Consider the following 12120-nt stretch of genomic DNA (forward strand, 5'->3'; position numbering starts at 1 on the left):
CAGAGACTAGAGCCTGACCGCCACCGGCAGGTGGACGGCTCAGCCCTTGACCGTGATCTCGGAGATCGCGACCTGGTACTTGCCGCGGTCGTTGGTGCCGGTGTCGGTGAGCCAGACGACGAGGAACGGCGTGCTGACCGGCTTGTCGAGCTTCACCGTGGTGCTGCCGGCCGACGACGACTGGGACGGCGAGATCACGCGGTAGGGGCCGATGTCCTTCGGCTGTGAACTGGGCTGCGTCGTGCCGGCCCGGAGCTCGAACGTCGCGCCGGCGTGATCGAACCCGATCGTGACGCTGGAGACGTTCTTGTTGCCGCCCAGGTCGAGGACGAGGCCCATCCCCGGTTTGAAGTTGCCGAGCTTCGCGCTCTTGTACTGGTCGGTCTCCCAGGACGTGCTCGCGCTGCCGTCGATCGCCTTGTCGATGTCTTTCGCCTCGGCGAAGTCTCCGTCGGGCGGGTCGAGCAGTGTGGCGCGGACGATCTTCACCGGACCGCCGGTCGCCTGGGCCGGCGCGGACACGCTGGGTTTCGACGACGGACCTGCGCCGTCGGTACCGCCGCCGAACTTCGGCAGGCCGAACGCCGCGACCGCGACGACGACGCCGATCACGACCAGCACGCCGACGACGAGCACGCCGACGCGCGTCCACTGCGGGCCGCCGGTGGCCGGCTCGGGAGCCAGCACCGCCAGCGCGCTCAGCGCGGGATCGGCGACGTCGTACCGGCGCAACTCGCTGGCCAGGTCGGCGGCGGTGGGCGGCGGGACCGCCGGATCGAGCAGGTCCATCGTCAGCGCGTCGAGGTAACCGGGGATACCGGCCCGGATCTGGCGCGGAGAGCACATCCGGCCGTCGACGCGCGTCGCGTCGGGCAGGCCGGTGCGGTGCGGCGGGAGGACGTCTGGCCACTGACCGGTCAGGCCCGCGTAGAGCAGGCCGCCGAGGGCACGGATGTCGGACGGCTGCTGCCCGGGCCCGCCGAGGTGCAGATCGACGAGCGTCACCTCGTCGTCGTTACCGATGAGGACGGTCGACGGGGTGAGGTTGCCGTGGGCGTGGCCGGTGGCGTGGATGCCGGCGAGCGCGTCGGCCGTGTTGCGGACGAGCGCGGCCGCGCGGGCCGGATGCAACGGGCCGGACCCCAGCGTGTCGAAGAGCGTCTGGCCGTTGACCCACTCGCGGACGACGTAGGCACGCGGGCCTTCGTCGACGGCGTCGTAGACCCCGATGACCGACGGGTGGACGATGCGCCCGGCGGCGACCGCCTCGGCGATCATCTGTTCGGCTGCTTCTCCGCCCGGCACCCGCAGTTCAATGGAGACTGTGCGGTTGAGCAGATTGTCGGTACCCCGCCAGAGTGCGTGCCCGGAGGCCGCATCGGCGTACAGGGCCTCTTCAAGCCGGTACCGACCCGCCAGCACCTCGCCCTGAGAGGGCGCGCCGACCTGTGTCACAACCCGCCCTCCCGCAGTAACGACCGCTCCGCCCCTCAGGGTAGGCCGTGGGGCGGCTACTGGGGACAGGTCCATCCTGCCTGTTCCGGCGCGTCGGACGCCACTGGATGAACAGCCTTCATAGGTAGGTAGTGGTCTCGGCGTTCACGGTAGCGCTGCGGCGCACGCCCGCTCGCTGTTCCACAACCGTGTGTCGCAGCAGTTCACGCCGGTTGGGACCGGCGGGGGCGGCCCGGTGCTCGCGCACCGGACCGCCCCGCGGTTGTCCGATAGATCTCTTAGACGAGACGACGGACGACGTACGTGTTGCTCCAGATCTTGCGCTTCGCCACCGGCTGTCCGGTGGTCGACGCGTCCCACATGTAGTTGCCGCCGGCGTAGATGGCGGCGTGGGAGTAGTAGCTACCGCTACCGAACAGCATCAGGTCGCCGGGCTTCTTCGCCGACTTGCTGACCGCGGTGCCGTACTTCGTCTGCTGGGTCGCGCTGTGCGGCAGGCTCTTGCCGAACTGCTTGTAGACGTACTGGGTCAGACCCGAGCAGTCGAAGTTGTTCGGGCCGGCCGCGCCGAACGCGTACATCTTGCCGGCCTGGCGCGCCGCGGCCTTGACCACGGCGTTGCCGTTGGACACGCCCTTGATGTAGTGGTTCGGCGAGAGCGTCTTGTGCGCGCTGGTCACGGCCAGCACCACACGCCAGTTCGAGCTTCCGCCAACGGTGACGGACCACTCGATCTGACCGGACTTGCGCGCCGTCTTGGTGCTGACGGTCTTCCAGCCGGAGCTGGACTGGTACTGCAGAGAGAACTTCTTGAACGACGCGGGATTGCCGCTCACCGTGCCGATCGCGTGCAGCGTCGTACGCGATCCGGTGGAGACCGAGGTGGCGCCGGAGAGCCGCGCGCTGGCCGAGTCCGCCGCCGCTGCCGGTGAGGCAGCGACGCCGATCAGGCCAACACCGAGTGATCCTGCGAGGACGCCGGCCAGAGCGGTGGTGCGAATGCTCGCGCGCCGGGAGAGGGCGCGGTGCTTCGGGCCGGACATTGCGCGGTGTCGAGCACCGCCGGTGGTTTTGTCCGCGTACGACACAGACTGGCCTATTTCACCAGAACGCTCGTACCGTTTCGCGGGCAGGGCACACCGAGGGGAATGCACCGTATGCAAGGAGATTCCTTCCTGCACGCCTGCGAGGTGAGCTGTCGGGTTCGGGCGGGAAGGTTGATTGCCCGGCCGCGCACTGCGCGGCTTCACCCCAAGGGATCGCGCCAGGGATTTGGTTCCCGGCGACCCCAACTACGTGGGTCCCCCGTCCCTGTCCATTTGGTTGGCTACTCGAAGGGACACCGCGGACGTCGTGGACAGGGCTCGGCGTGCGAATCCTGCGGTGTGCGCGGCGTGGCTGCCGCGACAAGTTGCCGCGAAGAACTGAACCTGCGCCTTGTGGGAGTTGCCAGTCCTTTGCGACGTGCATCACAGTCGATCTGAGAAGTTAGTACGACTTCACGGCGATTTCACGCACCACCAATGTGGTTCTCGGCGCGTCGCGCGCCGGTGACACAGCGCTGTGCAACCCGATGCGGGTTGGAAAACTGAACCGGACGAACGACCGGGAACCTCACGCGGCGTAGTGGTCGTCGGTAACCGGAGCCGACGGTACGCCCAGCGTGGCGTTCCTCACGGTCATACCGCGACGGTTGTGGATAACCCTGTGTGTTTTGGCCGACGCCGTGTCGACGGTTACGTTCCGGTCGTCAGCGGCCGGGTAGGCGTCGTTTCACGGTGTCGGCGAGCTCGACGACTTCGGCGACCCGGAGTCGGAGCGCCACCACCGCGTAGACGCCTACCAGGACAACTCCGGCGACGACCAGCGAGACGAACGAGCCGGTCTTGCCGATCCCCAGCCCGGCCTGGATGCCGTACGCGACGCCCCAGCTGATCAGTCCGGCAATCGCGGCGGCGACCCCGAGGCGGGTCAGCGTCCGGGTCACGGCCATCGTTTCCAGGCCGCCGATGCGGCGCTTGAGGTAGCGTCCGGAGACGAACACGGCGACCAGGTACGACACCGTATTGCCACACTGCAGCCCGACGACGATGTACTCGGGCGGCAGCAGGAACAGCACGCCCACGTCGAACGCGAGCTTCGCGACGACCACCGGGATGTTCAGGAGGGCCGGGGTCTTCGTGTCGCGCAGCGCGTAGAACGCGAAGATCTGCATCTGGCTGATCGCGAACGGCACCAGCCCGATCGCGGCCGCCATCGTCGCGTAGCCGGTCGAGATGGCCTGGTCCTGGCTGAAGTTGCCCCAGCGGAACGCGGTCACCGCCAGCGGGATACCCAGGACGATGTACGCCGCGGTGGCCGGCATCAGAACGACCGACGGGAGCCGCGCACCGAGTGAGAGGTTTCGCCTCAGCTCGGGGAAGTCGCGATCGGCCGCGGCCGCGCTCATCCGGGGCAACAGGGCAGTGAGGATGCTCACCGCGACGATCCCGTGAACCATCATGAACAACAGGAACGCGTTGTTGTGGATGAGTGGCCCGGGACCGCCGTTGGTGCCGGCGTAGTTCGCGATCTTGATCACCGGCAGGACGCCGATCTGGCTGACGCCCACGTAGACGAACATCCAGACGCCGAGCCGACCGGCCTCGCCGAGCCCGGAGCCGCGCAGATCGAAGCGCCATTTCCAGCGGAAGCCCACCTTGCGCAGGGCGGGCCAGAGCGCGAACGACTGCAGCACGATGCCGAGCGTGGTGCCGATCCCCAGCACCGCGACCTGGGCGCCGCTGATCGTCTGCGGGCTGAGCGACGCCGGGCCGGGCAGCAGGAGGAACACGACCGCGGTGACGATCACCGTGACGTTGTTCAGGATCGGCGCCCAGGCCGGTGCGGCGAACTGGTTCCGGGTGTTCAGGACGGCGCCCAGCAGAGCGGACAGGCCGTAGAAGAAGATCTCCGGGAGAAGAAGGTAGGTCAGCGTCGTCGTGAGGCGGCGACTGGCGTCCGTCGACTCGGAACTCGCGAAGAACGCGGCGAGCAGCGGGGCCCCGACGAGCGCGAGCAGCGTGGCCGCGCCGAGCAGGACGGTGGCCGCGGTGAGCAGCTTGTGGGTGAACGCCTCGCCGCCGTCGGCGTCGCGCTTCTTGGCCGCGACCAGCAGCGGCACGACGACGCTGGTGAGGATGCCGCCGAGCAGGAACTCGTACAGCATGTTCGGGATCGTGTTCGAGACCTGGTACGCGTCACCGACCAGGCCGCCGCCGATGGCCGCGCCGATCGCCGCGGTGCGGAGGAAGCCGGTCGCACGCGAGATCAGGCTGAACATCGCCATGACGCCGCTGGAGCGGGCCACGCTGCGGGCAGCCGTCTCCTCGGGCGGGGTCTCCCCGGTGTCGGTCGGCGTCGGGCCGCCGGGCACGGCCACCGAGGGATCGGCCACCGAGAGGTCAGGGATCGTCGGGTCCCCGATCCTCGGCAGGACCACGGTGGGCTCGTCCAACGGCGAGTTCGCCGGCAGGACGACCGTGGAGTCCGGGTCGTACGGGTTCGAGCGCGGCCGACGCAGATCGAAGTCGCGCGGCTCTGGACCCGTCACGCCGGGCGCTCGAGCAGGTCGGGCACCCGGGCGATGAGCTTGCGCTCGTCCGGGTAAGCCAGCCTGCCAGGGATCTCGCTGAGCGGGACCCACGCCACCTCGGTCACCTCCACGTCGGCGTCGGAGAGAACTCCGGCCACCGCATCCAGGAGGAAATGATGCACGGTCTTGTGGATGCGGCGACCCTCGAACACGAACCAGTAGTCGACCGTACCGAGCGTCGCCAGCACGTCTCCGATGATGCCGGTCTCTTCCGCGACCTCGCGGGCGGCGGTCTGCTCCAGCGTCTCGCCGGCTTCCACGTGACCCTTCGGCAGGGACCACAGCAAACGGCCCCGGCGGTCGAGTTTCCCGATCAGAGCACCCTCGAGGTGGTCGGCGTCACCCTGGACGACGAGACCGCCTGCGGAGACCTCCTCGACCCGTCGCAGCCGCCCGGTACCCCCGGGCCGACGCGGGGAGCTTCGGCGGGCCATGAATCTGACGATAGCGCCCGGGTGCGGTAAACGCTGTGAGGCCATCCAGGGGCGGTCGGTAGCGCCCTGTGTGATATGCGTGCGCCAGCTTCGGCCACCACTCGATAGGGTTCACGTCCGTGGCCGATGCGCGGAACCCCGAGCAGCCGGCCACTCAACCCGTCGCCTCCGATACTGGTCTTACTGTGTCACCTACTGCATCTCCCGCACTGACCACCGCGCAGCGCAGCGCCGTCGCCGAACTACTGCGGGTCTCCCCCGTCGCCGACGACCTCGGTCGTCGGTTCCAGGCCGCCGGGCACGAGCTCTACCTCGTCGGGGGGTCGGTCCGCGACGCCCTGCTCGGGCGCCTGGGCGACGACCTCGACTTCTGCACCGACGCCCGGCCGGACGCCGTGCTCGACCTGCTGAAAGGCTGGGCGGAATCGACCTGGACGACCGGGATCGAGTTCGGCACGGTAGGCGCCTCGCGGCGCGGCCTGCGTCTCGAGATCACCACCTACCGCGCCGAGGCGTACGACCGGCAGAGCCGTAACCCGGTCGTCCGGTACGGCGAATCGCTCGCCGAAGACCTCGTGCGCCGTGACTTCACGGTCAACGCGATGGCGGTCGGGCTGCCCGGCCACCGATTCGTCGACCTGCACGGCGGCCTGGACGATCTGGCCTCGAAGGCGCTCCGCACGCCGGGAGCGCCGGAGGACTCGTTCGCCGACGATCCGCTCCGGATGTTGCGGGCCGCGCGGTTCGCGTCGCAGCTGCGGTTCGAGGTGGCGCCCGAGGTGATCGCGGCGATGACCGCGATGGCCGACCAGATCACCCGGATCACCGCCGAGCGGATCCGCGACGAGCTCACGAAGCTCATCACCGGTGCCGACCCGGTCGCCGGGCTCCGGCTGCTCGTCGACACCGGGCTCGCCGCCCACGTGCTGCCCGAGCTGCCGAACATGCGGATGGAGATCGACGAGCACGCCCAGCACAAGGACGTCTACGAGCACACGCTGACGGTCCTCGAGCAGGCGATCGACCTCGAGCCGGCCGGGCCGGATTTCGTGCTGCGGATGGCCGCGCTCCTGCACGACATCGGCAAACCCGCGACCCGGGAGATCCAGGACGGCGGCGGGGTCAGCTTCCACCACCACGAGGTGGTCGGGGCGAAGATGACCCGGCGCCGGATGAAGGCGCTGCGCTACCCCAAGGACGTCACCGAGCAGGTCGCCACACTGGTCTTCCTGCACCTGCGGTTCCACGGCTACGGCCGGGGGGAGTGGACCGATTCGGCCGTGCGCCGGTACGTCACCGACGCCGGCGACCTGCTCCCCCGGCTGCACCGGCTGGTGCGCTCGGACTGCACCACCAGGAACAAGCGCCGGGCGGCCGCACTGGCTCGCTCCTACGACACGCTCGAGGAGCGGATCACCCGCCTGCAGGCCGAGGAAGACCTGGCGCGGATCCGGCCCGACCTCGACGGCAACGCGATCATGGAGCTGCTCGGCGTCCCGCCCGGCCCGATCGTCGGCCGGGCGTGGAAGCACCTCAAGGAGGTCCGCCTCGACCGCGGGGTGCTCCCGCGCGACGAGGCCGAGGCCGAGCTCTTCCGCTGGGCCGCGGAGAACGGCGTCCCTAGGTCGGGGGAGCCGGGAGCGGAGTAGCCGTCCGGGTGCTCGGGGCGGTCGGGCGGGGCGTCATCGCACTCACGCTCGACCACCCCAGCCGGCTGGTCCACCAGGCCACCCAGGCCGCCAGCACCAGGTGACCGGCGCCCAGCCCGAGGAACACCGGCCACGAGCGGCCCGAGTCCGGTAGCCCGAACGCGGCGATCAGCAGCCCGCTGACCACACACACGTTGAACAACATGTCGTAGAGCGCGAACACCCGCCCGCGGAAGACGTCGTCGACCTCCGACTGCACCGCCGCGTCGACGATGATCTTGATGCCCTGGCTCGCCCACCCGGCGGCGAGCGCCACGGCGACGACGACCGCCGTCCGCGGCGCGGCCACGATCACCGGCCAGGCGCCCGCGAGAACGACCAGCAGCGCGGTCATCCACGTCCGTCGCGAAATCCGGCGGACGACGCCCGGCGTGACGAGTGCGGCCAGGAACGCACCGAGCCCGGTCGCGAGCACCACCTGGCCGAGTCCGGTGTCACCGCCCGGAAACAGCCGGCTCCCTTCCAGCGTGTTCCGGTAGAGCAGCAGCAGGGCCATCGTCGTGATGCCGAACCCGACCCGGCCCAGGCCGACCGTCAGCAACGCGAACGCGGCCGCCCGCCGGTCGGACAGGTGCCGGACGCCGGCGATCATGCCGCGTACCACCGATCCGACGGTCTCCAGCCGGGCGGTCGGGTCGTCGCGATCGGGACCCAGCGCGGCGACCGGGAAGCGGACCGCGAACCCGGCCGAGGCGAGGTAGGCCCCGACCGCGCAGAGCAGGATCACGCCGTACCCGAAGTCACCGGCGTCCAGCAGACTGCGCAGCCCGACCGCCACGCCGACGCCGATCGTCAGCACGACCGTGCCCGCGGTAGGCGAGAGCGCGTTCGCCGTCACGAGTTCGCGATCGCCGGCGACGTGCGGCAGACCGGCCGAGAGGCCGCCCAGGATGAACCGGTTGACCGCGACCGCGATCAGAGCGAGCAGCAGGAACGGCCAGGTGCGCCCGCCGGTGGCGAGCACGACGGCGACACCGACGAGCACGACGGCCCGGGTGACGTTGGCCCAGAGCAGGACGTTCCGGCGCGGATAGCGGTCGAGCAGGATGCCGGTGAACGGGCCGAGCAGAGAGTAAGGAAGCAGCAGGATCGCGAAGCCCAGCGCCACGGCGACCGGTTCGGTCTGCCGATCGGGGTTGAACAGCACCGACCCGGCGAGCGCGGCCTGGAAGACGCCGTCGCCGAACTGCCCGGTGAGCCGGACGCCGAACAGGCGGCGGAAATCCGGCCGGCGTAGCAATCCGCCCAACTCGCGCCACGCGCCAGGTGGTGCATTCACGCGCCAAGGGTACGGGCGAGTGAGTGGCCGTAAAGTAAGAGCACTGCATCAGGGAGGCTTAGTGGCCGGTGTGTCACCCATCGCCCCGACCCGCACCACTGCCGGTGCCGCGGTCCTCGTCACCCACTCCGATCGATTGCTGATGATTCGCCAGGAGCGCCGGAACGGCGTCCGCTGGGAAGTACCCGGCGGCGGCCAGGAGGCCGGGGAAACGCTCGAAGCGGCGGCGATCCGCGAGGCTCGTGAAGAGGCCGGTCTCGACGTCACGGTCGATCGGCTGGTCTGTACCTATGCGTCCTACCGGCTCGACACCGGGACCGTGGTGCTGGGGGCCTTTTATCTAGGGATCGCGGCGGACCCGGGCTTCGAGCCGGTGCCACAGCTCGACGAAGGCATCGTGGAGGTGCGCTGGCTCGACCCGACGTCGCTGGACGAGGGCGAGCTCGGCCCGCTCACGCAGCGGGTGCTGGACCGGTGGTGGCCGGCCCGGGACGAGCCGGCGGCGCCGTTCCACGTGGAACTATGGCGGAACCGCACCGGCTATCTCCCGCTCTGAGGGCGGCGATGGCCACTTTCGTCCGGGTTCGTGGTCCGCTCGACGAACGCACGGCCGCCAATCTGTACAGCGTCGTCGTCGGCGTCGTTCTCGGTGGGGGTGCGATCGGCTGGGTGAAGCCGCCGTCGCGCGCGGAGTTCGACGAGTGGCTGAGCGACGTCGTCGGCGCGGTGCGGGCCGGCGAGGCGGACGCGGTGCTGGTCGGTGAGGCCGGCGGGGCGGTAGCGGCCTTCGGGTACTGGCGCCGGTACGCGCGCCCGACGCTGCGGGTGAACGCCGACCTGGAGAAGGTGTTCGTCGCGCCCGGCGATCAGGGCCGGGGGCTCGGCGGGCAGGTGGTGAGCCTGCTGATCGAGTCGGCGCACCAGGCCGGGATCGAGACGCTCACGCTCGACGCCCGCGGCGACAACCTGCCCGCGATCCGGCTCTACGAGCGCCTCGGCTTCACCCGCTACGGCCACCTACCGGCCTTCATAGCCTTCGGCCCCTACCGCTACGACCAGTTGTTGTTCCTGAAACGGCTGTAGCCGCGCTCTATTGAGCGCGGCTACAGCCGTTTCCGTACTGACGTGGAGCGCGCTGAGGACGAGGCTGGTAGCCGCGCGGCTACCAGCCTCGCCCCGTCAGCGCGCCGTTTCCCCCCGGATGAAGGCTTCTACGGCGGCGTGGGCCTCGTCGTCGCTGTACTGCTCGGGCGGGGACTTCATCAGGTAGGACGACACCGAGTTGATCGGGCCGCCGATTCCCCGGTCCTTGGCGATCTTCGCCGCACGGACCGCGTCGATGATGACGCCGGCCGAGTTCGGGGAGTCCCAGACCTCGAGCTTGTACTCCAGGTTCAGCGGCACGTCGCCGAACGCCTTGCCCTCGAGGCGGACGTAGGCCCACTTGCGGTCGTCGAGCCACGGCACGTAGTCGGACGGGCCGATGTGAACGTCGGCCTTCTCCATCTCGTGCGGGATCTGCGAGGTGACCGACTGCGTCTTCGAGATCTTCTTCGACTGGAGACGCTTGCGCTCCAGCATGTTCATGAAGTCCATGTTGCCGCCGAAGTTGAGCTGGTACGTGCGCAGCAGCTCGACACCGCGGTCCTCGAAGAGCTTGGCCATCACGCGGTGGGTGATGGTGGCGCCGACCTGCGACTTGATGTCGTCGCCGACGATCGGCACACCGGCGTCGGTGAACTTCTGCGCCCACTCGGGGTCGGACGCGATGAACACCGGCAGCGCGTTGACGAACGCGACCTTCGCGTCGATCGCGGCCTGCGCGTAGAAGCGGTCCGCGTCCTCGGAGCCGACCGGCAGGTACGAGACCAGCACGTCGACCTTCGCGTCCTTCAGGACCTGGACCACGTCGACCGGCTCGTCGTCGGACTCGGTGACCATTTCCTGGTAGTACTCGCCCAGACCGTCGAAGGTGTGGCCACGCTGCACGGTGATGCCGGTGGGCGGCACCTCGGTGATCGTGATCGTGTTGTTCTCGCTGGCGACGATCGCCTCCGAGAGGTCACGCCCGACCTTCTTGGCGTCTACGTCGAACGCGGCGACGAACTCGACGTCACGCACGTGGTAGTCGCCGAACTGGACGTGCATGAGCCCGGGCACCCGCGTCGTGGGGTCAGCGTCACGGTAGTAGTGCACGCCCTGCACGAGCGACGCGGCGCAGTTGCCGACGCCGACGATGGCGACACGTACGGAGCCCATAGGGGCCTCCCTCTCTGTGTTTCTACTCACTGCTGAGTTCAATCTCTGAACGATGGGTTCGATGTCAGCCCGGCGGATCCCCGTCCCCGGAGGGAGAGGGGTCGACGGTCGGCTGTTCCGGAGCGGATCGCCGGAGCGGGTCGTTGCCCGCCTGCTCTTTGGCGATCAGCTCGTTGATCCAGCGGACCTCCCGGTCGGCCGATTCCAAACCGTGGCGTTGTAGTTCGAGCGTGTAGGCGTCCAAACGCTCGCCCGCTCTGGCGAGCATCTGCGACAACCCGTCCCGGCGTTCTTCCACCCGCCGGCGGCGCCCCTCGAGGATCCGGAGCCGGGTGGCCGCGTCAGTGCGGCTGAAGAACGCGAAGTGGACGCCGAAACCCTCGTCGTCGTAGGTCTCGGGCCCGGAACCCGCCAGTAGAGCGGCGAACCGTTCCTTGCCCTCGGCGGTCAGCTTGTAGACCACTCGCCCCCGCCGACCGGTCAACGGCGGCGGTACGACCACGTCGTCGGGGTCAGGCTCGAACTCGGTGATCCAGTTCCCCGCTTGGAGCCTGCGGAGAGTCGGATAGAGCGACCCGTAGGAGATGGCCGCACGGAACGCGCCGAGCAGGGTCGTCAGCCGCTTGCGCAGCTCGTACCCGTGCATCGGGGCTTCGTGCAGAAGGCCCAGGATCGCAAACTCGAGCACCGCCGGGCCTCCTCTCGTCCACCTGGCATTGGCTCGCACCGATGTATCGAGACGATACATCGGTTCGACGCCTCGGACGAGAGGGACACGACGTAATCCCCGTCATGCGTTCACTTTCCGGTCACTTCAACCAGGGCTGGGGCCCGGGCCGCGGCGTACTCTTCGCCTGTGCGGACCCAGAGACAGGTGGTGGACTACACGCTTCGGCGCCGGGCGCTCCTGCGTGAGGTCCAGGCCGGCCGGGTCGGCACGCTGGAGGTCTGCGACGCCTCCCCGTATCTCGTCCGCGCCTCGAAGTTCTTCGGAGAGGTGACGACGTCGCCGTGCCCGATGTGCCGGCGGGAGCCCCTCTGGCACGTGCACTACATCTACGGCGACGAGCTGCGCACGTCGGCCGGCCAGGCGCGGCCGAAGGCCGAGCTCGCGGTCCTGGCCATGGACTACCGGGCGTTCGACGTCTACGTGGTCGAGGTCTGTCGCGGGTGCCGGTGGAACCATCTGGTGGAGAAGTTCACGCTGGGGCGCGACGGCCTCACCGGTGACGACGCCGGGGATCAGCAGCGGACGGCCGACTGATCCACCTAACGGTTCGACTTGGATCGCTGACCGAGCGTCAGTTGCCACGACGCGATGTACTGGCGGTCGGCAACGCAACCACGGGC

The 12120-nt window shown here is 69.3% G+C and carries 10 protein-coding genes, 1 pseudogene and 1 riboswitch; of the genes and pseudogenes, 4 read left to right on the top strand and 7 right to left on the bottom strand.

The window, feature by feature from the left end; genetic code table 11:
- Window positions 1-39: 39 nt before the first annotated feature.
- From ACIBZJ_RS38205 to ACIBZJ_RS38220, 4 genes and pseudogenes are all read right to left on the bottom strand, one after another.
- A complete protein-coding gene (locus ACIBZJ_RS38205) occupies window positions 40-1455 on the bottom strand; it encodes a protein kinase family protein (RefSeq protein ID WP_395938513.1) in 1416 nt (471 codons plus the stop codon).
- A gap of 278 nt (window positions 1456-1733) precedes the next feature.
- A complete protein-coding gene (locus ACIBZJ_RS38210; RefSeq protein ID WP_395938514.1) occupies window positions 1734-2498 on the bottom strand; it encodes a C40 family peptidase in 765 nt (254 codons plus the stop codon).
- 122 nt (window positions 2499-2620) lie between these two features.
- A riboswitch (cyclic di-AMP (ydaO/yuaA leader) is annotated at window positions 2621-2794 on the bottom strand.
- Window positions 2795-3205: 411 nt separating this feature from the next.
- A complete protein-coding gene (gene murJ, locus ACIBZJ_RS38215) occupies window positions 3206-5047 on the bottom strand; it encodes a murein biosynthesis integral membrane protein MurJ (RefSeq protein ID WP_395938515.1) in 1842 nt (613 codons plus the stop codon).
- 5 nt (window positions 5048-5052) lie between these two features.
- Window positions 5053-5565 (bottom strand): annotated as a pseudogene (locus tag ACIBZJ_RS38220) (NUDIX hydrolase); the annotation flags it as partial.
- Window positions 5566-5708: 143 nt separating this feature from the next.
- Here ACIBZJ_RS38220 and ACIBZJ_RS38225 point away from each other — a divergent pair.
- A complete protein-coding gene (locus tag ACIBZJ_RS38225; RefSeq protein WP_395938516.1) occupies window positions 5709-7172 on the top strand; it encodes a CCA tRNA nucleotidyltransferase in 1464 nt (487 codons plus the stop codon).
- On the opposite strand, the gene ACIBZJ_RS38230 is transcribed toward ACIBZJ_RS38225, so the two are convergent.
- The gene (locus tag ACIBZJ_RS38230) at window positions 7144-8511 is read right to left on the bottom strand and encodes an MFS transporter (RefSeq protein WP_395938517.1); all 1368 of its coding nucleotides are present in this window, start codon (window positions 8509-8511) and stop codon (window positions 7144-7146) included. The two genes, ACIBZJ_RS38225 and ACIBZJ_RS38230, sit on opposite strands and share 29 nt — an antisense overlap.
- 70 nt (window positions 8512-8581) lie before the next feature.
- On the opposite strand from ACIBZJ_RS38230, the gene ACIBZJ_RS38235 reads away from it, so the two are divergent.
- Window positions 8582-9067 carry an NUDIX hydrolase gene (locus ACIBZJ_RS38235; protein WP_395938518.1) on the top strand — a complete coding sequence of 162 codons (486 nt, stop codon included), beginning with the start codon at window positions 8582-8584 and terminating at the stop codon, window positions 9065-9067.
- Between the two features lie 8 nt (window positions 9068-9075).
- Window positions 9076-9594, top strand: a complete 519-nt coding sequence (locus ACIBZJ_RS38240; RefSeq protein WP_395938519.1) for a GNAT family N-acetyltransferase — start codon at window positions 9076-9078, stop codon at window positions 9592-9594.
- A gap of 96 nt (window positions 9595-9690) precedes the next feature.
- Here the strand turns inward: ACIBZJ_RS38240 and ACIBZJ_RS38245 are convergent, their stop codons facing one another.
- Together ACIBZJ_RS38245 and ACIBZJ_RS38250 are read right to left on the bottom strand one after the other, a co-directional pair.
- Window positions 9691-10770, bottom strand: a complete 1080-nt coding sequence (locus ACIBZJ_RS38245) for an inositol-3-phosphate synthase (protein ID WP_395938520.1) — start codon at window positions 10768-10770, stop codon at window positions 9691-9693.
- A 64-nt stretch (window positions 10771-10834) separates the two neighbouring features.
- On the bottom strand, window positions 10835-11458 hold the full coding sequence (locus ACIBZJ_RS38250) for a PadR family transcriptional regulator (RefSeq protein WP_395938521.1): 624 nt from the start codon (window positions 11456-11458) through the stop codon (window positions 10835-10837).
- Window positions 11459-11626: 168 nt separating this feature from the next.
- On the opposite strand from ACIBZJ_RS38250, the gene ACIBZJ_RS38255 reads away from it, so the two are divergent.
- A complete protein-coding gene (locus tag ACIBZJ_RS38255; protein WP_395938522.1) occupies window positions 11627-12034 on the top strand; it encodes a DUF5318 family protein in 408 nt (135 codons plus the stop codon).
- The last annotated feature ends 86 nt before the right edge of the window (window positions 12035-12120 follow it).

The sequence above is a fragment of the Cryptosporangium sp. NPDC051539 genome (assembly GCF_044454545.1).
GTDB lineage: Bacteria > Actinomycetota > Actinomycetes > Mycobacteriales > Cryptosporangiaceae > Cryptosporangium.

Excerpts from the sequence above, each read along its gene's own strand:
- ACIBZJ_RS38210 (WP_395938514.1), bottom strand. The coding sequence starts at position 2,498 with ATGTCCGGCCCGAAGCACCGCGCCCTCTCCCGGCGCGCGAGCATTCGC.
- ACIBZJ_RS38240 (WP_395938519.1), top strand. The coding sequence starts at position 9,076 with ATGGCCACTTTCGTCCGGGTTCGTGGTCCGCTCGACGAACGCACGGCC.
- ACIBZJ_RS38245 (WP_395938520.1), bottom strand. The coding sequence starts at position 10,770 with ATGGGCTCCGTACGTGTCGCCATCGTCGGCGTCGGCAACTGCGCCGCG.